The 20,919-nt window shown below is 45.8% G+C and carries 20 protein-coding genes, 1 pseudogene and 1 other annotated feature; of the genes and pseudogenes, 20 read left to right on the forward strand and 1 reads right to left on the reverse strand.

The genetic code is table 11. The annotated features are described in order from the left end of the window. Nucleotides 1-248: pseudogene (locus BLQ79_RS03650) on the forward strand (IS256 family transposase); the annotation flags it as partial. A gap of 90 nt (nucleotides 249-338) precedes the next feature. Here the strand turns inward: BLQ79_RS03650 and BLQ79_RS03655 are convergent. After that, nucleotides 339-1,205, reverse strand: coding sequence for a LysR family transcriptional regulator (locus BLQ79_RS03655; RefSeq protein ID WP_091363974.1), 867 nt, complete (start codon nucleotides 1,203-1,205; stop codon nucleotides 339-341). 119 nt (nucleotides 1,206-1,324) lie between these two features. Here BLQ79_RS03655 and BLQ79_RS03660 point away from each other — a divergent pair, with 119 nt between their 5' ends. The 19 genes from BLQ79_RS03660 (at nucleotide 1,325) to ruvB (ending at nucleotide 20,917) form a co-directional block, all read left to right on the forward strand. Further along, nucleotides 1,325-1,879 carry a chromate transporter gene (locus tag BLQ79_RS03660; RefSeq protein WP_091363976.1) on the forward strand — a complete coding sequence of 185 codons (555 nt, stop codon included), beginning with the start codon at nucleotides 1,325-1,327 and terminating at the stop codon, nucleotides 1,877-1,879. Continuing rightward, nucleotides 1,876-2,436, forward strand: a complete 561-nt coding sequence (locus BLQ79_RS03665; protein ID WP_091363977.1) for a chromate transporter — start codon at nucleotides 1,876-1,878, stop codon at nucleotides 2,434-2,436. The genes BLQ79_RS03660 and BLQ79_RS03665 overlap by 4 nt, the downstream gene beginning before the upstream one ends. Nucleotides 2,437-2,566: 130 nt before the next feature. Next, the gene (gene pyrF / locus BLQ79_RS03670; RefSeq protein ID WP_091363979.1) at nucleotides 2,567-3,301 is read left to right on the forward strand and encodes an orotidine-5'-phosphate decarboxylase; all 735 of its coding nucleotides are present in this window, start codon (nucleotides 2,567-2,569) and stop codon (nucleotides 3,299-3,301) included. A gap of 2 nt (nucleotides 3,302-3,303) precedes the next feature. Beyond that, nucleotides 3,304-3,888 (forward strand): orotate phosphoribosyltransferase, encoded by a 585-nt coding sequence (gene pyrE, locus BLQ79_RS03675; protein ID WP_091363981.1) that lies wholly within the window; start codon nucleotides 3,304-3,306, stop codon nucleotides 3,886-3,888. A 134-nt stretch (nucleotides 3,889-4,022) separates the two neighbouring features. Next, complete coding sequence (locus tag BLQ79_RS03680) at nucleotides 4,023-4,583, forward strand: transcription factor (RefSeq protein ID WP_234944912.1); 561 nt, start codon at nucleotides 4,023-4,025, stop codon at nucleotides 4,581-4,583. 5 nt (nucleotides 4,584-4,588) lie between these two features. Beyond that, on the forward strand, nucleotides 4,589-5,605 hold the full coding sequence (gene plsX, locus BLQ79_RS03685; protein ID WP_091363985.1) for a phosphate acyltransferase PlsX: 1,017 nt from the start codon (nucleotides 4,589-4,591) through the stop codon (nucleotides 5,603-5,605). Between the two features lie 36 nt (nucleotides 5,606-5,641). After that, a complete protein-coding gene (gene fabD, locus BLQ79_RS03690) occupies nucleotides 5,642-6,580 on the forward strand; it encodes an ACP S-malonyltransferase (protein ID WP_091363987.1) in 939 nt (312 codons plus the stop codon). 1 nt (nucleotide 6,581) lies between these two features. Then, nucleotides 6,582-7,328, forward strand: a complete 747-nt coding sequence (gene fabG / locus BLQ79_RS03695) for a 3-oxoacyl-[acyl-carrier-protein] reductase (RefSeq protein WP_091363988.1) — start codon at nucleotides 6,582-6,584, stop codon at nucleotides 7,326-7,328. Nucleotides 7,329-7,371: 43 nt separating this feature from the next. Continuing rightward, nucleotides 7,372-7,605, forward strand: a complete 234-nt coding sequence (locus BLQ79_RS03700; RefSeq protein ID WP_022513365.1) for an acyl carrier protein — start codon at nucleotides 7,372-7,374, stop codon at nucleotides 7,603-7,605. 212 nt (nucleotides 7,606-7,817) lie between these two features. Further along, nucleotides 7,818-9,059, forward strand: coding sequence for a beta-ketoacyl-ACP synthase II (gene fabF / locus BLQ79_RS03705; protein WP_091363990.1), 1,242 nt, complete (start codon nucleotides 7,818-7,820; stop codon nucleotides 9,057-9,059). After that, nucleotides 9,060-9,788: a ribonuclease III gene (rnc, locus tag BLQ79_RS03710; protein ID WP_091363992.1), complete on the forward strand. Its 729-nt coding sequence runs from the start codon at nucleotides 9,060-9,062 to the stop codon at nucleotides 9,786-9,788. Nucleotides 9,789-10,024: 236 nt separating this feature from the next. Next, on the forward strand, nucleotides 10,025-11,257 hold the full coding sequence (locus tag BLQ79_RS03715; protein WP_091363994.1) for a nucleotide sugar dehydrogenase: 1,233 nt from the start codon (nucleotides 10,025-10,027) through the stop codon (nucleotides 11,255-11,257). 185 nt (nucleotides 11,258-11,442) lie between these two features. Then, nucleotides 11,443-13,074, forward strand: coding sequence for a phosphoenolpyruvate--protein phosphotransferase (gene ptsP, locus BLQ79_RS03720; RefSeq protein WP_091363997.1), 1,632 nt, complete (start codon nucleotides 11,443-11,445; stop codon nucleotides 13,072-13,074). Between the two features lie 298 nt (nucleotides 13,075-13,372). Continuing rightward, entirely contained in the window at nucleotides 13,373-14,065 is a 693-nt protein-coding gene (locus BLQ79_RS03725) for a TVP38/TMEM64 family protein (RefSeq protein WP_234944913.1), read from the forward strand. Between the two features lie 132 nt (nucleotides 14,066-14,197). Further along, nucleotides 14,198-14,404: a binding site (T-box leader), on the forward strand. A 39-nt stretch (nucleotides 14,405-14,443) separates the two neighbouring features. After that, nucleotides 14,444-17,095 carry a valine--tRNA ligase gene (locus BLQ79_RS03730; protein WP_091363999.1) on the forward strand — a complete coding sequence of 884 codons (2,652 nt, stop codon included), beginning with the start codon at nucleotides 14,444-14,446 and terminating at the stop codon, nucleotides 17,093-17,095. A 244-nt stretch (nucleotides 17,096-17,339) separates the two neighbouring features. Next, on the forward strand, nucleotides 17,340-18,632 hold the full coding sequence (locus BLQ79_RS03735; RefSeq protein WP_091364001.1) for a bifunctional folylpolyglutamate synthase/dihydrofolate synthase: 1,293 nt from the start codon (nucleotides 17,340-17,342) through the stop codon (nucleotides 18,630-18,632). Nucleotides 18,633-18,731: 99 nt separating this feature from the next. Continuing rightward, nucleotides 18,732-19,232, forward strand: a complete 501-nt coding sequence (gene ruvC, locus BLQ79_RS03740) for a crossover junction endodeoxyribonuclease RuvC (protein ID WP_091364003.1) — start codon at nucleotides 18,732-18,734, stop codon at nucleotides 19,230-19,232. Next, nucleotides 19,229-19,843 (forward strand): Holliday junction branch migration protein RuvA, encoded by a 615-nt coding sequence (gene ruvA, locus BLQ79_RS03745; protein WP_091364005.1) that lies wholly within the window; start codon nucleotides 19,229-19,231, stop codon nucleotides 19,841-19,843. Before ruvC ends, ruvA begins: the two co-directional genes overlap by 4 nt. Then, nucleotides 19,844-20,917, forward strand: a complete 1,074-nt coding sequence (gene ruvB, locus BLQ79_RS03750; RefSeq protein WP_091364007.1) for a Holliday junction branch migration DNA helicase RuvB — start codon at nucleotides 19,844-19,846, stop codon at nucleotides 20,915-20,917. Nucleotides 20,918-20,919: the final 2 nt, after the last annotated feature.

A 20,919-nucleotide genomic window follows, 5' to 3' on the forward strand; every position in this document is an offset into this window, starting at 1 on the left:
ATCACAGAGGACTATCCATTGAAAAAAGAATAAAAGCGGTTTTCTGGTGGTGCTACATGCACTCACCGAAACCGCTTTCATCCACAGAAATACTAAAGGTTATGCCGACCAATGAAAGTATTTCCGATATTTATAATACCATGAATGAACGAGGTAAATTAGAAGGATCAATTCCCACTTGGGGAGACGCTGTTGTTTGGGGAGAACTTCATAAAACTGATTTTGATATTAGTTTTTACTGGGACTAAAAACACACTTTTTGTCCTATAACCCTGCTTTTTGTATTGGTAAATTATATGACAGGTTGTCCGGTTTGCTTTTCTATACCGATAGAGACATTACCTGTCTTTATTTTTTGCCAAAAGATTGTAGAATACCTCAACCTTGTGGGAAACCGGAGCAGATTTTCTTTTGACTACGACCAGGCGGCTTTCCCAGGAGAGTTCATCCAGCTGACGGATGGTCAGCCCATGTCCCCAGCTGACAATGGAGCAGGGGACCAGAGCGATACCCATACCAACCTGAGCCAGCTGCAGGCAGGTACGCGCATCATCGGCAATGCAGAATATGGATGGGGTGAGCATTTCCCGGTTAAATGTATTCAGAATGGTTTTGGACCATCTTCTGTACAGAATAAGAGGGTGATGAGTCAGATCCCGGACGGTCAGTGAACTTTCGGTATTAAAGAATTCAGAAGTCCCGGCAGCGACCATGTGGTCATGCTGAATCGGGGAGATATCCAGACCGTCACCGGAAAAAGGGGTTCTGAGGATAGCCACTTCAATTTTGCCTTTTTCCAGCATATCCAGAAGTTCAAAGGTATTTCCTTCGTAAACCTTAAAGGATACATCTGGAAATGTCTTATGAAATCTGGCAAGGCTTCTGTACAGTCCGGGCGATGCGGAAGAGGAAACCAGTCCCAGTCGTATACTTCCTCTGGCTCCGGAAGTGAGGGAGGTGATTTCATCTTTGGCTACCTGTTCCAGCTCCAGCATTTCCATGGCATAACGATACAGGGCAATGCCGGGTTCGGTCAGCTTTATCTGGCGGGCACCACGGATAAACAGGACGGCGTCCAGTTCTTTTTCCAGCAGATGCATCTGATGGGAAAGCGGAGGCTGAGAAATATGAAGTTTTCTGGCGGCGCCGGTAATGGTGCCTTCTTCCACAATGGTGACAAAATAGGACAGCTGACGTAAATCCATAAACGAGTCCTTTCACGAATCATATTTTATAAATATGGAATACAAAGTAATAGATATTTTTACTATAGATTAACGGGTGGTATTATACAAGTATAGTTTTATGGATAACGGGAGGTTTTATGAATATACTCATCCAATTATTTCTTACATTTGCCAAAATCGGAGCTGTAACCTTTGGTGGGGGATATGCTATGCTTCCTATACTTCAGAGAGAGGTAGTGGACAGTAAGCATTGGGTCAGGGACGAAGAACTTATGGACTATTATGCTATTGGACAATGTACTCCAGGTGTTATTGCAGTTAATGTGTCTACTTTCGTTGGTAACAAACTGGCAGGAATCTCTGGCGGAATAGCAGCTACCCTTGGAGTCATCACACCTTCTATCATCATTATTACGATAATTTCTTTTTTCCTGAACAGTTTTGAGCATAACGTGTATGTAATGCATGCATTTGTTGGTATCCGTGCCTGTGTAGTTGTGCTTATTCTTGATACGGTAATCCGCATGATCAGAAAATCGGTTAAGGATACAAGACAGGGACTCATTTTCACAGGTATACTGTTGGGAGCACTTTTTTCAGGGGTTTCACCGGCAGTCCTCGTATTGGTTGCAGCTGTTGCCGGTTACTTCTTTATGCCGGAATCACTGATAAAAAGGGAGGATAGGAAATGATCTGGATTTCTATGTTTTATGAGTTTTTTAAAACTGGCCTTCTGGCGGCAGGAGGGGGACTGGCAACACTTCCCTTCCTGTATGCTATGGCAGCTAAGACTGGTTGGTTTACTACGATGGATATAGCCAATATGGTGGCGGTTTCTGAATCGACACCAGGACCGCTTGGAGTAAATATGGCTACCTATGTAGGCTTTCAGACGCTGGGAATTCTCGGAGGCATATGGGCTACAATTTCTCTGACCTGTCCGGCCATCATTGTGGTAACCTGCATTTCCAGGGCAATGAAGCGGTTTGAACATTCGGTAATGGTTCAGAAAATTTTTTATGGTCTACGTCCTGCTTCTTCGGCGCTGATTTTAGCGGCAGGACTCGGGGTGATGAAAATTGCTTTTTTTACGGTGGCAGGAGGAGCTGACGCTGGATGGTTTTCACATGTGAACTGGCCTGTCCTTGCCCTGGCTGTTGTTATCTGGGGGGCATACATAAAGTTCAGATGGCATCCCATCATTTATATTGCCCTTTCCGCAGTTGCAGGAATTGTTTTCAGCCTCTGATAGGGAGCCACAGGTATAAGAAATTTCTGCAGAAAATTCTGTTTATGAGAAACACTCTTTTCTATAATTCTATGAAAATCCGTGATATAATGTAGGAGCTGAATTGAATTTTTAGAAGAGGAGATGCGGCATGAACAACAAAACAGGTATCGCAGCAGATGACCGGATCATTATTGCATTGGACGTAAATTCTTTTGATAAAATGAAGAATATTGTCGATATGCTTGGTGATTCGGTCTCTTTTTACAAAGTGGGAATGGAATTGTTCTACAGCGCAGGCAGTCAGGCTGTCACCTATCTGAAGGAAAAGGGAAAACATGTATTTCTTGATCTGAAACTTCATGATATCCCGAATACGGTGGAACACAGCATCGCTGCCGTTGCCCGACTGGGCGCTGACCTGATCACTGTCCATGCTGCAGGGGGCCGCGGAATGATGGAAGCGGCAGTAAGAGGAGCCTCCGAGGCAGCAAAAGAATCGGGACGTCCGAGACCAAAGATCTTGGCGGTAACCGTACTTACCAGCTTTGATGATAAAGGCTGGGCAGAAACGGGCGGACAGCTTCCGATACTGAACCATGTTCTTCGCCTGGCGAAGCTGGCACATGAATCCGGTGTAGATGGCGTAGTGGCTTCTCCAAGAGAAGCGACGGCCATCCGGGAAATCTGCGGAGAACCCTTTGAAATTGTGACTCCGGGCATCCGTCCATCATTTGCTCAGTCCAACGACCAGAAGCGTATTGCCACACCGTCCAGAGCACTTCAGGATGGGGCTTCCCGCCTGGTTATCGGCCGCCCGGTAACTAAGGCAGAAAATCCGCAGAAAGCAGTAAGTCTTATTCTTAAAGAAATCAGAGGAGAATGAAAATGAACGAAAAAGAAGTAGAAGCATTACTCAGAAAAACCAAGGCCATTCTGGAAGGACATTTTTTACTTACATCGGGATTACACAGCCCTCTGTATGTAGAAAAGTTTAATGTACTGCAGCATCCGGAATATACAGAACAGCTCTGCCGTGAATTTGCAGAACATTTTAAGGATAAGGGTATTCAGACCGTTATTGGACCGGCTACAGGCGGTATTATTCTGTCTCAGGTAACCGGACGCCTTCTGGGTGTTCGTTCCATCTTTACAGAACGTGAAAACGGAAAGATGACCCTGCGCCGCGGTTTCCATATTGAACCAGGTGAAAAGGTTCTCATTGTTGAAGATATCGTTACTACTGGCGGTTCCATTAAGGAAGTCGTTGATGTGGTCAACAAGGCGCATGGCGATATCGTAGGCATTGGTCTGTTCGTCGACCGTTCCGGTGGTACAGCTGATTTCGGCGTACCGAAGGAAAAGGTATTCCCGTTGCTCCATCTTACGGTTCCTACTTACAAGCCGGAAGAATGTCCGCTTTGCAAGCAGGGAGTTGCGATTACAGAACGCGGAAGCCACCATTTGAAATAATCAGATTATACCGAAAAAAGGAGGGAGAGCTTCCTCCTTTTTTTCTGCCATGACACGTGTGGAATCTGGTATACTTATCCCTCTATTGCAGGGATTTCACGATTATGCTATAGTACTATCATCAGGTGATAATTGTGACAATACATATTAAGGCGAACAGAGAACAGAGAAGAACAGAGATGCGTGAAACTCTCCGGCAGAATCCTATGCTTACGGATTCTGATCTGGCAGAGATGTTTAGTGTCTCAAAAGCCACAATTCGTCTGGACCGGCAGGCTCTGGGGATTCCACAGATGCGTGAACGAATGGAACATGCGGTACAGAATGAAATGTCTTCATCTGGAGTCCATCATGAGAATATCGAAATTCTCCAGATGACAAGCGACAGAAATGGGCTTGCGCTTCTGGAAATAACTGATGATATGCTTGATGAGTCCGGTTATGTGCCGGCAGAGCGGCTTTACGGAATAGCCATAGGACTGGCCCGTAAGCTGGTTGGAGGCAGGCTGGAAGCTACACAGGTTGGAAATATTAAATACAAGAAACCGGTTACAGCAGGCACAAAGCTTATCATAAAGATGAAAGTAGCGCGCATGAGGCAGGAAAAGAAATACATCTATATCGTTATGGATGATAAGGAAACTGAAGTATTTCGTGCTAAGTTTATCGCAAATATTGCATCGAAGGGACGGTAATAGGAATGAAAAAAGTGGCAGTCGACGCTATGGGCGGCGATTTTGCTCCGCTGGAAATTGTCATGGGGGCAATTTTGGCAGTGAGGGACTTTCATATTCCTGTGGTTCTCGTAGGGGATAGTGAAAGAATCAGAAAGATTCTGGCGGATAACGGAGAGGAATCTAATCCTCTCATAGAAGTACATCATGCATCTCAGGTTATTGAGATGGGTGAACATCCGGGCATGGCTTTCCGCAGAAAGAAAGATGCATCCGTTTCTGTAGGGGCACGGCTGGTTAAAAGCGGAGAATGCGGTTCCCTGGTCGCGCCAGGATCCACAGGGGCGGCTGTAACAGCAGGCCTTCTGGGAATCGGGCGCATTAAGGGCATTGAACGCCCGGCCATTGTTACTCCGATTCCTAATGAAAAGGGCGGTCACACCTTTTTGATTGATTCCGGGGCCAGTGCCAATGCCAAGGCAAAAAATCTGCTGCAGAATGCCCTTTTAGGCTATAACTATGCCAAACGCGTTCGGCATATTGCAGAGCCAAAGGTGGGCCTCCTGAACATCGGGGCAGAAAGCACTAAAGGCAGCACAGAAGCAACGGAAGCCTATGAACTCCTTTCTAAACAGACCTGGTTCCCCTTTGCGGGAAACTGCGAAGGGCGGGATATCCCTACAGGAAAGTTTGATGTAGTGGTTACCGACGGATTTACAGGGAATGTGGTTCTGAAGTTTGGAGAAGGACTGGGACAGCTGTTTGTCACCATGATAAAAGATGCGGCAAACCGAGGCGGAATCACCGCTAAGCTGGGCGCTCTTCTTTTAAAACCGGCACTGAAGAAGTATATGATGAAAAAGCTGGATTATGAGGAAGAAGGCGGTGCACCGCTGCTCGGAATCAATGGTACGCTGATTATCAGTCATGGTGCATCCCGCAGGAGAGCTATCCGCAATGCGGTACGACTGGCGTCTCAGGTGGCGGAAGAGCGCATTCCGGATATTGTCAGAGAAACATTGCAGGAAGAATTGAAAGATTAATACAAAGATTAATACAGAGTCCAAGGAGGTTGCATTTTGAAAAAGGCATTTTTATTTCCAGGACAGGGTTCCCAGAAAGTGGGAATGGTACATGACTTATACACCAGATACGATGCGGTAAAGAAACTGATTGGGGAAGCGGATGAACGACTGGGCTTTTCCATCTCTAAACTTATGTTTGAAGGTCCGGATGATGAACTGATGAAGACAGAATTCACTCAGCCGGCCATCCTTACCGCCAGTGTCGCTGTCTGGACCGTACTTAAAGAACATGGAGTTACTCCGGACGTAGTGGCCGGCCACAGTCTGGGAGAATATTCTGCCCTGGTAGCGGCTGGGGTCATGTCTTTCAGCGACGCGGTACATACCGTTCATCTTCGCGGGAAATACATGCAGGAAGCCGTTCCTCTGGGAGAAGGCGGCATGGCGGCCATTATTGCGCTGAAGCCGGAAATTATTGAAGAAATCTGTGAAAAGATTTCTTCGGAAGGAAAACCGGTTCAGGCAGTAAATTACAACTGCCCGGGACAGGTGGTCATTGCCGGCGCAACGGAAGCGGTAAAGCAGGCCTGCGTGGAAATGAAAGAAGCTGGCGCTAAGATGGCCATTATGTTGAAGGTTTCTGCGCCGTTCCATTCTACTCTTATGGAACCGGCAGCGAAAAAACTGGAATCCGTTCTCTCGGATATCACCATTCATGACGCGCAGATTCCGGTTTACGCAAATTATACGGCTAAGCCGGAACTGAAAGCTGACGAAATCAGAAAGAACCTGATTATGCAGGCGGCTCATCCGGTACTGTGGGATGAATCTGTAAGGAATATGATTGCAGATGGGGCGGATCTGATGATTGAAGCTGGTCCGGGAACCGTTCTTTCCGGCTTCATGAAGCGTATTAGCCGTCGTACACGCACACTTCATGCGGAAGATGCAGAAACCATTGAAAATGTACTGACCAGTCTGGAGGCGGAATAATATGGAAAATACAGCAGTGAAAACAGCACTGGTTACCGGAGCATCCCGGGGCATTGGTGCGGCTATTGCAAAAAAACTGGCGGCCAGAGGATTTATGGTCATTATTAACTATGGTCACAGCAGCGCTGCTGCAGAAGAAGTGAAAAACCAGATTGAACAGGCTGGCGGACAGGCCGTCCTGATGCAGGGGGATGTATCCTCCGGGGACGACGTAGACAGAATGTTTAAAGATATTAAAAAGACCTGGGGCAAGCTGGATGTTCTGGTAAATAATGCTGGAATCAACAGAGATACCCTGCTCGTCCGTATGAAAGAAGATCAGTGGGATGCTGTACTCTCCACAGATCTGAAGAGCGTTTTCTTTACTACTAAGGCAGCTGCTTCCCTGATGATGCGTCAGAGAAGTGGTTCCATCATAAACATCGCTTCCGTTGTTGGTATTACTGGTAATGCAGGACAGGCAAACTATGCAGCTGCCAAGGCTGGTGTTATCGGATTTACCAAATCCGCGGCGAAGGAACTGGCAGCAAGGGGAATCCGTGTGAATGCCATTGCTCCTGGATTTATCGAAACAGACATGACAGACGCCATTCCGGAAAAGATTCGTGAAGGCATGCTGGAAACCATTCCGCTCCGCAGGGGCGGGAAGGCAGAAGATGTAGCGAATGCAGTGGCATTCCTTGCTTCTGATGACGCAGGTTATATTACCGGCCAGGTTTTAAAAGTAGACGGCGGCATGGTAATGTAATATAATCTAGAATGTAAAATTGACATGAAAGGTGGTGAAACAGATGAGCACATTTGACAGAGTTAAAAAGATCGTTGTTGATCAGTTGGGCGTAAACGAAGCTGACGTACAGATTGACTCCACATTCATTGATGATCTGGGAGCTGATTCTCTGGACATTGTTGAACTGATTATGGCATTTGAAGAAGAATTCGAAATCGAAATTCCGGATGATGCAGCAGAAAAGATTAAGACAGTTCGTAATGCAGTTGAATACATCGATCAGCAGATTCAGTAATTGAATAGTTGATAAGGAAATGGTTAATCAATGACGGCCGGGGATAGTTTTTATCCCCGGTTGCCATATGATTGACAATTCTTCAAAAAAGCGGAATCTTGTTGTTCCGTTTTTTTGAGGCATTGTCATATGTCTTGGGTAAGTAATCCTGTGTGTACAGGCATAAATAAAAATAGCTTTTAGAAGCATAGTTAAACAGAGAGGTGCTTTTGATGAAAAGAAGAGTAGCGGTAACTGGACTTGGTGTGGTTTCTCCAGTGGGTATTGGTCTGAAGACATTCTGGAGCAACCTTGTTGCCGGAAAATCCGGAATTACTAACATTACAAGTTTTGATACCACTGATTTCCCGATTAAGATTGCCGGGGAAGTAAAGGATTTTAACGCTTCTGATTTCATTGCGGACAGAAAGGCTGTCCGTCATATGGACAGAGATTCCCAGTTCGCTCTGGCTGCAGCCATTATGGCAGCAGAAGACTCCGGACTGGATATCTCCAAAGAGGACGCCAGCCGTATCGGTACATTCATTGGTACAGGGATCGGCGGAATTATCACTACGGAAGCTACTGTAGAAAGAATTGAAAAGCGCGGACCAACCAAGGTTAATCCGTTTGCAGTTCCTATGATGATTGCCAATATGCCGTCTGCGCATATTTCCATTCATTTTGGACTGGAAGGTCCGGTTCTCACCGATGTTACCGCCTGCGCATCCGGCAATAACGCTATTGGCCAGGCTGCCCGCATGATTCAGTATGGGGATGCCGACATTATGTTTGCCGGTGGTACAGAAGCAGCAGTAAGCAAGGCTCCGATGGCTGGATTCGCGGCTATGAAGGCCCTTTCCAGCAGAGACTGTGCTCCGGAAGAAGCATCCTGCCCATTTGATGCCCGCCGTGACGGATTTGTAATGGGCGAAGGCAGCGGCATTCTGATTCTCGAAGAATATGAACATGCCGTAGCCAGAGGAGCTCACATTTACGCTGAACTGGCAGGATATGGTACCAATGGAGATGCTTACCACATTACCGCGCCAAGACCGGATGGTGTTACACAGGTAAGATGTATGCGCAATGCGCTGGCTGATGCAGGCATTGCGCCGGAAGAAGTCAGCTATGTCAATGCCCATGGTACATCAACCCATCTGAACGACCTGACAGAAACCGCTTCCATGAAGAAGCTGTTTGGAGATAAGGCATATGATATTCCGGTAAGCTCCACTAAGTCCATGACAGGACATCTGCTGGGCGCTGCCGGTGCTGTGGAAGCTGTTGTATGCGCGCTGGCTATTGAAAATGACCAGATTCCACCGACCATCAATTACAAAGAAAAGGATCCGGAATGCGATCTGGACTATGTAACCGATGGCGCGCGCAAGCTGCCTGTTAATGTAACTATGTCCAATGCCTTTGGTTTTGGTGGACATAATGCAGTTCTGGTTATGAGAAAGCCGAGATAAATGAAGAAGAATATTGCCGAAGAACGTCAGGACCGGGTGAAAGAACTAACCCGCTTTGCAGAAGAAAACAAAATCCCTGTAAAGAACATGATTCTTTTAAATACGGCCCTGACGCATACATCCTATGTAAATGAACATAAGAACCAGGTACATCATGATAATGAACGTCTGGAGTTCTTAGGCGATGCAGTTCTTGATTTAGTGGTTGGAGAATATCTTTTTATGCGTTTTCCTTCCTGGCCGGAAGGGGACCTGACCCGGGCCAAGGCCAGCGTAGTATGTCTGCAGTCCTGTGCAGAATGTGCATCCAGGTTTCATATCGGCGAGCATATGCGTCTTGGTAAAGGAGAAGAAAAATCCGGCGGGCGTACTCGTGAAACCATCCTTGGCGATGCGTTTGAAGCCGTAATCGGCGCCATATACCTTGACAATGATTATGAAGTGGTTTCCCGGTTTATTCTTGGACATATGAAGAAGTTCCTTGATATTGTAGATGAGGGAACCTATGACCATGATTACAAATCGGATCTGCAGGAACTTGTGCAGAAGGACGGATGTTCCCATGTTGAATATAAGGTGGCCAGGAGTGAAGGCCCTGATCACGATAAAACCATCTGGATGGATGTATACATCAATGGTAAGTGTATGGGACATGGAACAGGAAAGAACAAAAAATCAGCTGCGCAGAAGGCAGCTAAAGAAGCGATGGCCACATTACAGCATAAATAATTTATTAAAAAGATGGAGCAGTCATATGTCTCCATCTTTTTGATTAATGGACGGCGAAACAGATATAAGCACATAATCCTTGAGGTGTTGGATTCACGTGGACGCATTTCTGGATTAACCAATACACACAGATGAATGTTTCCTCTGGGGATATATGCTGAATCATCCGGGCAACACATAAAACTATCAAATGTGATAAAATTAAGGGAATAGTTGTAAAGGAGATTAGATTTATAATGAACATCGCAGTAGCAGGCACAGGATATGTAGGCCTTTCTTTGGCCACATTGTTAGCTCAGAACAATCATGTTATGGCGGTAGATATTATTCCGGAAAAGGTGGACCTGGTAAATCAGAGGAAATCACCGATTCAGGATGATTATATTGAAAAATATCTGGCGGAAAAGGATTTGGACCTTGTTGCGACACTGGATGCTGAATCTGCTTACAGACAGGCAGATTTTGTCATTATTGCTACACCGACCAATTATGATAGCACCAAAAATTTCTTTGACACCAGCTCTGTAGAAGCGGTTATCCGTCTGGTTATGAAATATAATCCAGATGCCATTATGGTGATTAAATCTACCATTCCTGTTGGATATACAAAAGCTATCCGGGAAAAGACCGGATCAGAAAACATAATATTCAGTCCTGAGTTTTTGAGAGAAAGTAAGGCACTGTATGATAACCTGTATCCAAGCCGTATCATCGTGGGAACGGATTTAAACGACAAGCGACTGGTAGATGCAGCACATACTTTTGCCGGCTTACTGCAGGAAGGCGCAATAAAGCAGGATATCCCGGTAAGATTTATGGACTTTACCGAAGCGGAAGCAGTTAAACTGTTTGCCAATACCTATCTGGCCATGCGTGTTTCCTACTTTAATGAACTGGACACCTACGCGGAAGTTAAAGGACTCAATACAAAGCATATTATTGAAGGGGTATGCCTGGATCCGAGAATCGGCATGTTCTACAATAATCCTTCCTTTGGATATGGCGGATACTGTCTGCCAAAGGATACAAAGCAGCTTCTGGCTAATTATGCCGATGTTCCTGAAAACCTGATTGAAGCCATTGTACAGTCTAACCGCACAAGAAAAGATTTTATAGCCGATCAGGTACTGTCTAAAGCCGGATATTATCATGACAACAGTGCTTATAAGGCTTCCATGGAACATGAAATTGTAGTCGGAGTTTATCGACTTACCATGAAATCCAACAGTGATAATTTCCGTCAGAGCAGTATTCAGGGAATTATGAAGAGAATCAAGGCGAAAGGCGCCTCTGTCATTATTTATGAACCGACTCTGGATGATGGAAGTACGTTCTTTGGAAGCTCGGTAGTAAATAATCTTCAGGAATTTAAGAGAAAATCGCAGGTCATTATTGCCAATCGGTATGATAAAGTTCTGGATGATGTAAAAGATAAGGTATATACAAGGGATATTTACGAAAGAGATTGAGAAGAAGAAGGTGAATTTCATTCACCTTCTTCTTGATTTTCCGGATGTTCATCCATCTTCTTTTATAATGTATATACTAATTATCTCCGGTTATGTTAAAATACAGAGAGAAATTATAAGCAGATGATGGCGTATTTCTTTCTATATGAAATACATAGTCAGATATACGAACAGGAGGTTTGTGAATGCTTACGATAAAAGGACAGAGTATATCCGGATTGATTGCCATTGCTCCATTGCATGTTTTCCATCCGTTTACACCTGATGTAACCAGAAAAGAAATTAAAGATACAGATACGGAAGTTTCCCGTTTTATAACGGCCCGTGATACAGCGTCAACCATTATGCAGAAACTGCATGATCAGGCATTATCCACCAGCGGCGCTGATAATGCCGCTATTTTTGAAAACTACAGACAACTTCTGGCGGCACCGGAATTCACAAATCAGACGACCGGTATTATCAGAAGCCAGAAAGTAAATTTCGAATATGCGGTAAAGCAGGTAGAGGAAAATTACAGACAGATCCTTGCCTCAGATAATGCGGCCTATGCAAGTTCCAGCATGGCTGATTTTTCCGTAGTAGTTAATGCGGTAATTGAGGCCCTGCAGTCCGGAGTGCAGAGAGACACCCTTACCGGGCCATGCATTCTGGCATCCCACGACCTTACACCGGAACAGACCATCCGTTTTGATAAGAGCAAACTGCTTGGTTTTGTAACGGTAGATGGCAATTCCCTGTCTCATACTGCCATTCTGGCCCGTTCCCTTGGCGTTCCGGCCATTCTGGCTACCGGTCATGAAATTGGCGATGAACTGAATGGACATCCGGCCATCATTGACGGATTCACCGGAACCGTATATGTTGATCCGACTCCTGAAATTATTCAGGAAATGAAGCAGAAACAGGCTGACCATAAGGCGCAGCGGGAACTGCTGGAAGAACTTCGCGGACTGCCGGCAGAAACGGAAGATGGCCGACGGGTTGAACTTTCCGCTAATATCAGCTCTGCAGGGGATCTGGCAGCCGTTATTAAGAATGATGCAGAAAGTATCGGACTGTTCCGCAGTGAATTCATATATATGGGACGGGATACTCTTCCCACAGAAGAGGAACAGTTTAAGATTTATAAGCTGGCAGCGGAAACCATGGCCGGCAAGCGAGTGATCATCCGTACCGTGGATATTGGTAACGATAAGCAGGCTTCTGCATTTGGTTTACCGAAAGAAGTCAATCCGGCTCTGGGTATGCGGGCTATCCGTGTAAGTCTGACCCGTCCGGATATATTCAAGACTCAGCTTCGCGCGATTCTCCGCGCCAGCGCATTTGGACGGATTGCCATTATGTTCCCGCTTATTACTTCCGTATGGGAAGTATGGAAAGCGAAGGAAATTCTTGAAAATGTAAAGACAGAACTGGACAAAAATCAGATTCCTTATGATCATCACCTGGAAGTCGGAATCATGGTAGAAACACCGGCGGCAGCTCTGATCAGCGATAAGCTGGCCAAGGAAGTCGATTTCTTCTCCATTGGTACCAACGACCTGTCCCAGTACACACTGGTAGTTGACAGAAATATTCAGGATTCCTCGCAGTTCTTCAATCCGCATCATCCGGCCGTTTTAAAACTTATCCGTATGACCATTGAAAATGCACATGCCAACCATATCTGGGTAGGCATCTGCGGTGAACTGGGCGCAGATCTGACTTTAACCAGAGAGTTCCTGGAAATGGGAGTGGATGAACTGTCTGTAGCACCATATGATATTCTTCCGCTGCGCAAGAAGGTACGTTCTCTCAATCTGTCTGAAAAATAAATAATGATGTATAACCATCAATAGCCATCAGGGGGCTGCGGACCGGTGAAATTTCATTTCCGGAGGCAGCTCCTTTTTGACGGTTCATCTTCGAAGGGATGGGGGATCTCTTTACATAATAATGACAAATTTCCTTATCCTGTATGAATATGGTAAAATATAAGAACAGGTTGTCATTGCAGCATAAATCATTTGTTTTGATTTCTGCAGGAATCTCCTATATACCGAGACGTTTTATGCTCAGATTCGACAGCCTTTTCTGATGTCTTTCCGGCAGAATGTATGATGAGAAAAACCTATGAACATGTTAAAAAAAGAGCGATTGACACAAATAATTATTTTTGTTGTTTCAATGCTTATTGTAGGATTTTTGCTGTGGTATATTAATTACCTCAATCCTCATTTTTATAAGACCATATGGCAGCTCAGTGCCAGAGGCGATATGATGGGACTTTCCGAATATATCGCGTCGTTTGGATACTTTTCGGCCATTATAACCATTGTCCTGCTGGCCATATGCAATATGACCGGTCTTCCCACTATCCCGTTTTTAACTGTAGCGGGTATTATTTTTGGTATAATTCCCGGGATTATCATTTCCTGGCTGGGAGAATTTATCGGCTGTATACTCAGTTTTGTGTTTACCCGCTTTTTCTTCCGCGCGCATGCAGAAAAACTGATTGAAAAGAATAATATGCTCACCCGGCTGGATTCATACAGTAATATGAAGTCCATGCTGATAGCCCGATCCATACCGTATTCACCAAACATTCTGATTACGGCTTTGGGTGCAGTGAGCAGTCTTTCCTTTAAGGCTCATTTCTGGGCGACATTTATAGGGAAATGGCCATCCGTCATCATAGAAGTCTTTCTTGGGCATGATCTGCTCAATCTGGCGGAACATGGTCTCCGTTTCATATTCCTTGTGGTTTTGTGTATCGCCGGATATTTCTATATGCGGTGGAGAAAAAACAGTAAAAACAGAAAATAGTGTGCTGTTTGGCTTACAGACACAGAGAGGATTCAGTTCGAGGGCAGGTCCTGCCGGGCTGATCCTTTTTATTTTCAGCGTTTTTAAAATTAAATTTGCTTTTTTATTCCAGTCTTGCTATTATGAGCTATATACATAGCTAGGAAGGGAAGAAGCTATAGGATTCCTTACAGAGAGCAGCTGGCTGGTGTGAAGCTGCAGGAAGAATATAACGAGTCACCCCGGAGCAGGCATTAACAGTGCACGTATGGCGGTCGTTACCCGCTGGAGAGAGATTATGGTGTTTTATAATACCCATAATTATTTAGGTGGTACCGCGGAAGTCTTTTCGTCCTATAGGGATGGAAAGGCCTTTTTTATTTTGAGGAGTTGAAAAGCATGAGAATGACAGACGAACTTGGAAAGTATGAACCAGGTCAGATTGAACAGAAATGGTATGACTACTGGGAATCTCATGGGGTATTCCATGATGAACCGGATGATACAAAAGAAGCATACAGCATTGTGCTTCCACCTCCGAATGTAACCGGCCAGCTTCACATGGGCCATGCGCTGGACAACACATTACAGGATATTCTGATCCGCTATAAGAGAATGCAGGGATACAATGTACTCTGGCTGCCAGGTAAGGACCATGCAGGTATTGCCACCCAGGTTAAGGTAGAAAGACAGATTGCGGAAGAAGGTCTTACCAAGTATGACCTGGGCCGTGAAAAGTTCCTGGAACGCGTCTGGGCATGGAAGGAAAAATATGGCGACCGTATCGGTAAGCAGATAAGACGTCTGGGCTCTTCCTGCGACTGGAGCCGTGAACGTTTTACCATGGATGATGTCTGTGCCCGCGCGGTACGTGAAGTTTTCGTTTCCCTTTATGAAAAGGGACTGATTTATCAGGGAAACCGTATCACCAACTGGTGCCCGCGCTGTCAGACCGCACTGTCGGATATTGAAGTTGATCATAAGGATGAACAGGGTCATCTCTGGTATTTCAATTACCCGCTCGCTGATGGAAGCGGATATATCCAGGTAGCTACGACCCGTCCTGAAACTATCCCGGGGGATACTGCCATTGCGGTAAATCCGGACGATGAACGGTATGCATCTCTGGTAGGCAAGATGGCTGTACTTCCGGTTAACGGAAGAGAGATTCCTATTGTTGCTGATGACTATGTAGATCCAGCCTATGGTACCGGCTGCGTAAAGATTACCCCGGCTCATGACCCCAACGACTTTGAAGTAGGTCTCCGTCATAATCTGCCGGTAATCCTGATTATGAATACTGACGGCACCCTGAATAAGGAAGCTGGCAAGTATGAAGGCATGACCCGTGATGAAGCACGTAAGGCAATTATCAAGGATCTGGATGACAAGGGCCTTCTCGTTAAGGTGGAAGAACAGGTACATGCAGTAGGTCATTGTTCCCGTTGTAAGACGACCGTGGAACCAATGACTACCAAGCAGTGGTTCGTAAAGATGAAGCCGCTCGCTGGTCCTGCACTGGAAGCTGTTAAGTCCGGAAAGACAAAGTTCGTTCCTGAACGTTTTACCAGCACCTATGTTCAGTGGCTGGAAAACATCCATGATTGGTGCATTTCCCGTCAGCTCTGGTGGGGGCACAGAATCCCAGTATGGTATTGCGATGATTGCGGTGCTGTTTCAGCATCCCGTACGGACCTGACCGAATGCCCGCACTGCCACAGCAAGAACATTCATCAGGATCCGGATGTTCTTGATACCTGGTTCTCTTCGGCACTCTGGCCGTTTTCCACCATGGGCTGGCCGGAACAGACTCCGGTACTTAAGAGATGGTATCCAACCAGTACTCTGGTAACCGGCTATGACATCATCTTCTTCTGGGTAGCCCGTATGATGTTCATGTCCATGGAATTTATGCATGAAGTGCCGTTCAGACACGTATTTATCCATGGTCTGGTTCGTGACTCTCAGGGCCGTAAGATGTCCAAGTCCCTTGGCAATGGCATTGATCCGCTGGAAGTTATTGATAAATATGGCGCCGATGCGCTGCGCTTCACTCTGGTAACCGGTAATACACCAGGCAATGATATGCGTTTCTATTATGAAAAGGTAGAAGGAAACCGTAACTTTGCCAATAAGCTGTGGAATGCCACTAAGTTTACCATTATGAATCTGGACGATTATGAGGAATCCTTCGTTCCGGACACGGCGGATCTTACTCTGGCAGACCGCTGGATTCTCGACCGCCTCAACCGTACCATTGAAGATGTAAGCCGGAACCTGGATAAGTTTGAACTGGGGGCAGCCGCTGATAACATTTATAACTTCGCCTGGAATTATTTCTGTGACTGGTATATTGAACTGGCTAAGAACCGTCTCTATGGGCCGCACAATAAGGACAGACAGGTTACACAGTATGTACTTGTTCATACACTGACACGCATGCTGGCACTTCTTCACCCGTTCATGCCGTTTATTACTGAACATCTGTGGCAGCATCTGCCGCACACCGGTGATAATCTGGCAAGATCTTCCTGGCCTGTTCAGGAAAAGGAATATGATTTTGCTGTGGAAGAAGAACAGATGGAACGCATTATGGATGCCATCAAGGCTATCCGCAATATGCGTGCAGGTTCTAATGTTGCACCTAACAGAATGTGCCATGTTCAGATTGCCTTTACCAGAGATGACCTGGTATCTGCAGTAACAGAACATAAGGAATACTTCGAAAAGCTGGCGCACGTGGAAGAAATCAAAGTACTTGATAAGAACTCCGCTAAGCCGGAAAATGCAGTAGCTTCTGTTGTGACCGGAATGGAAGTCTACATGGAACTTAAGGGTCTGGTAGATGTTGAAAAGGAAAGAGCAAGAGTTCTGAAGGCACAGGAAGCACTTAATAAGGATATTAAGCGCTCTTCCGGAAAGCTGAACAACCAGGGATTCCTGGCTAAGGCTCCAGCCGCTGTAGTGGAAAAAGAAAAGGCCAAGCTGGCTGAAATGGAAAAACAGATGAAATCATTAAACGAACGTCTGGACTTCCTTGCTAAACTTTAATAAACAGGCATAGCAAAAGCCGAAAAGCTGTGAAAAATGACTATTCATTTCTTTCACAGCTTTTTGATTGAAATACATGGCTATAGATTTTCCTTTGTATGATTTATAATGAAGAGGTCATAGATGTATATAGGTCTGCGCATTTTCCTGCCGGTCTGGATGGATAAGCCAGGACAGGTATTCCCGGGAATTTCCGCGGATTATGGATACACAGATGTGCATTAATAAGCAGGGAGGAAAGTTAATGAATTACAGGGAATCGATTTCCTATCTGGAGAAAGCCGTATCTTTTGGTATTAAACCCGGTCTGGAACGAATCAGCGCCTTACTGAAGTATCTGGGAAACCCGGAAAAGAAATATAAGATAATTCATGTCACAGGGACCAATGGCAAAGGAAGTACAACCGCCATGATCACTGCGGCACTGGAAGCAGCACATATTAAGGCAGGGCGTTATGTATCTCCGCATCTGGTAGAGTATACAGAACGTATTTATGCTATGGGAAAGGATATCAGCAGAGAGGACTTTGCTTACGTTGCCACGGCGGTAAGGCATGCAGCGGAATCCATTGTGGAAGAAGGATATGAAGCACCTACGGAATTTGAGCTTCTCACGGCGATGGCCTTTCTTTATTTTGCCAAAGTCGGTGTAGAATATGCAGTGGTTGAAGTCGGGATGGGTGGACTTTATGATTCCACCAATGTCATTGTGCCTGTGGTATCGGTTATTACCAATGTGGCTATGGATCATATGCAGTACCTGGGGAATACACTCACAGAGATTGCGCATAATAAGGCGGGAATCATAAAGGAGTCGGTTCCCTGTGTTACCGCTGCATCCGGAGAAGCATTAACTCAAATCCAGAAGGAAGCAAAAGAAAAACATGCTCCATTGTATATTTATGGGCGAGATTTTGCTGAAATAGCCCGACATGCCGTACATGGAGGACAGATTGTTTCCTTCCGCATCGGGGAAAAGGAAACCGGAGATATACATATTTCCCTTGTGGGGCCTCATCAGGCCATCAATGCCGCAGGAGCTGTCATGGCTCTGAAAATCGTATCCGGCTCCGATCCGCGGGTAACCGGTGATGCTGTCCGCTATGGTCTGGCGCATACCCGCTGGCCCGGTCGCTTTGATATGCACCATGTGGGAAACATACCGTTTGTTATGGATGGAGCCCATAATTCAGCCGGAGCAGTTACATTAAAAGCTTCGCTGGAAGAACAGTTTCCTGATAAGCGCAGACTGGTAGTATTTACCTCACTGAAAGATAAGGATACAGATAAGGTCATCCGGCTTATCATGCGGCCGCAGGATAAGGTATTTATTACGACAGCACCTACGCCACGCAGTCGTTCAGAAGATGATATTGCTGCGATGCTTCCCTGCCCATATAAAGAAGAACCGGATACGGACACAGCACTGAATGATGCAGTGGCAGAGGCAAAAGACGGAGATATGGTTCTCGTATGCGGATCTCTGTATATTCTCGGAGAAGTCATCACATGGCTGAATCGCCAGGAGGATAAATAAATCTGTCGGATAAGAGAACAGAATTTCGTCTTTTCATGGGGAATGTGTTCTCCTGTGATATAATGAGGACTGAACAAATGGGAGAACAGGAGAAACTTTATGCGAGCATTAGGGATAGATCCGGGAACGGGGCGTTGTGGATTCGGGATTGTTGATAAAGAGGGAAACCGGATTACAGCAGTTGATTATGGCATTATTGAAACGCCGAAGGAAATGGATCTGATTGAACGCATTCACATCGTGTATCAGGGGGTACGGGAACTGATTCAGATGTATAAGCCGCAGGTTATGGGAGTAGAGACTCTGTACTTTAACCGCAATATTACTACTGCAATTTCTGTTGCTGAAGCCAGAGGGGTTATTCTGCTTGCCGGATATCATGAAAAGATACCAGTGTATGAATGTACGCCGTTGCAGGTAAAACAGCAGGTCGTAGGTTATGGAAGAGCTGAAAAGAGTCAGGTTATCAAAATGATTATGCAGATGATGCATATTACAAAGAAAATATCTCCGGATGATGCAGCAGATGCGTTGGCTATAGGCATTACATCCATTTACCGGACTGAGCATGAAGCAATCTATGGAGGAATCAGGGGATGATTGGATACATAAAAGGAAAAATAACGGCACTTTTTGATAGGATGTGCTTTATAGAAACCGCAGGGGTAGGATATCGCGTATTTATTACAGATATAGATCACGATGAACTGCAGACGGGGGAAGAATCCAGGCTTTATATACATATGGCAGTAAGAGAAGATGCTATTACTCTGTACGGATTCCTTTCCAGGGAAACCTATGAGGCTTTTCTGTCCCTGCTGACTGTATCTAAAATCGGACCCAAGGCGGCTATGTCCATTCTCTCGGTTATGACACCAGGGACACTGGCGATAGCGGTGCAGAACAGAAATATCAGTGCCCTCACTAAGATTCCGGGAATAGGTAAAAAGACGGCAGAACGAATGCTGGTGGAATTAAAGGATAAACTTAAAGGATTTGTTCCTGCCGGGGAGGTCACTGCAGATGTGGCTGAACCCGCTATAGCTTCAGGCATTGAGGAGGAAGTTATGAATGCGCTCCGGTCTCTTGGTTATATGCCGGAAGAGGTGGCAGCGGTTATTCACAGGGTGGCTCTTGAACATCCTGAATTTACTGATGCAGGTCCGATGATTGGGGCAGTTCTTCGTGAACTTGGGAAGGAGAGAGGTTAAATGCTGGATCATATAAAAAGTCTGAGAACGGAAGAATCCGGTAAGGGAGAGCCAGAAGAAGGACGCATTGTAGCCCGTGAAGATTCAGGGCACGATGGGTGGCAGCATTCCCTCAGACCGAAAGCTCTGTCAGATTATATAGGTCAGCATACACTGCGTCAGAATCTTTCTGTATATATTCAGGCAGCTAAGAAGCGAAAGGAAGCGCTGGACCATGTGCTCCTTTATGGACCACCTGGACTGGGGAAAACTACTATGGCAAACATCATTGCTAATGAACTGGGAGTTAATTTCCGGATTACCAGCGGTCCGGCCATTGAACGTCCGGGAGATCTGGCAGCCCTCCTTACTAATCTGGAAGAACATGATGTGCTTTTTATTGACGAAATTCACAGACTGAATCGTTCTGTAGAAGAAATCCTCTATCCGGCCATGGAGGATTTCGCTCTGGATATCGTCATGGGGAAAGGCCCCGGGGCCAGATCGTATCGTCTCGATCTTCCACCGTTTACCCTGGTGGGGGCGACTACCAGGGCGGGAGCACTGGCAGCACCACTGCGGGATCGATTTGGTATCGTATTCCGTATGCAATTCTATACACCGGAAGAACTGACACTGATAATAAAAAGGGCCGCTTCCATCCTGAATATTGATATAGCCGATGAAGGGGCACGGGAAATTGCACGGCGTTCCCGGGGAACTCCGCGTATTGCCAACCGACTTCTTAAACGGGTCAGAGATTTTGCCCAGGTAATGGGAAGCGGTATAATAACCAATGAAATTGCAGCGCATGCGCTGGCTCAACTGCATGTGGATGGTATTGGGCTGGATGCCATTGATCGTGAAGTGCTCAAAACCATTATTTATAAATTTAACGGCGGACCGGTTGGTGTTGATACCATTGCGGCAGCTGTAAGTGAAGAGCGTGCAACGATTGAGGATGTTTATGAACCTTATCTTATGCAGATAGGATTTTTATCCCGCACTCCCAGAGGAAGAGTGGCTACCCGTGCCGCATATGATCATTTAGGAGTTCCGTGGAATCAGAATTCTTCAGAGACAGGGGAGGAATAGGA

Source organism: Dialister histaminiformans, from assembly GCF_900103425.1.
In the GTDB taxonomy this organism is placed as follows: domain Bacteria; phylum Bacillota; class Negativicutes; order Veillonellales; family Dialisteraceae; genus Allisonella; species Allisonella histaminiformans.

Bases quoted from the DNA above. Each gene is read 5' to 3' on its own strand.
- BLQ79_RS03655 (WP_091363974.1), bottom strand. From the start codon at position 1,205: ATGGATTTACGTCAGCTGTCCTATTTTGTCACCATTGTGGAAGAAGGC.
- BLQ79_RS03660 (WP_091363976.1), top strand. From the start codon at position 1,325: ATGAATATACTCATCCAATTATTTCTTACATTTGCCAAAATCGGAGCT.
- BLQ79_RS03665 (WP_091363977.1), top strand. From the start codon at position 1,876: ATGATCTGGATTTCTATGTTTTATGAGTTTTTTAAAACTGGCCTTCTG.
- pyrF (WP_091363979.1), top strand. From the start codon at position 2,567: ATGAACAACAAAACAGGTATCGCAGCAGATGACCGGATCATTATTGCA.
- pyrE (WP_091363981.1), top strand. From the start codon at position 3,304: ATGAACGAAAAAGAAGTAGAAGCATTACTCAGAAAAACCAAGGCCATT.
- plsX (WP_091363985.1), top strand. From the start codon at position 4,589: ATGAAAAAAGTGGCAGTCGACGCTATGGGCGGCGATTTTGCTCCGCTG.
- fabG (WP_091363988.1), top strand. From the start codon at position 6,582: ATGGAAAATACAGCAGTGAAAACAGCACTGGTTACCGGAGCATCCCGG.
- BLQ79_RS03700 (WP_022513365.1), top strand. From the start codon at position 7,372: ATGAGCACATTTGACAGAGTTAAAAAGATCGTTGTTGATCAGTTGGGC.
- fabF (WP_091363990.1), top strand. From the start codon at position 7,818: ATGAAAAGAAGAGTAGCGGTAACTGGACTTGGTGTGGTTTCTCCAGTG.
- rnc (WP_091363992.1), top strand. From the start codon at position 9,060: ATGAAGAAGAATATTGCCGAAGAACGTCAGGACCGGGTGAAAGAACTA.
- BLQ79_RS03715 (WP_091363994.1), top strand. From the start codon at position 10,025: ATGAACATCGCAGTAGCAGGCACAGGATATGTAGGCCTTTCTTTGGCC.
- ptsP (WP_091363997.1), top strand. From the start codon at position 11,443: ATGCTTACGATAAAAGGACAGAGTATATCCGGATTGATTGCCATTGCT.
- BLQ79_RS03725 (WP_234944913.1), top strand. From the start codon at position 13,373: ATGAACATGTTAAAAAAAGAGCGATTGACACAAATAATTATTTTTGTT.
- BLQ79_RS03730 (WP_091363999.1), top strand. From the start codon at position 14,444: ATGAGAATGACAGACGAACTTGGAAAGTATGAACCAGGTCAGATTGAA.
- BLQ79_RS03735 (WP_091364001.1), top strand. From the start codon at position 17,340: ATGAATTACAGGGAATCGATTTCCTATCTGGAGAAAGCCGTATCTTTT.
- ruvC (WP_091364003.1), top strand. From the start codon at position 18,732: ATGCGAGCATTAGGGATAGATCCGGGAACGGGGCGTTGTGGATTCGGG.
- ruvA (WP_091364005.1), top strand. From the start codon at position 19,229: ATGATTGGATACATAAAAGGAAAAATAACGGCACTTTTTGATAGGATG.
- ruvB (WP_091364007.1), top strand. From the start codon at position 19,844: ATGCTGGATCATATAAAAAGTCTGAGAACGGAAGAATCCGGTAAGGGA.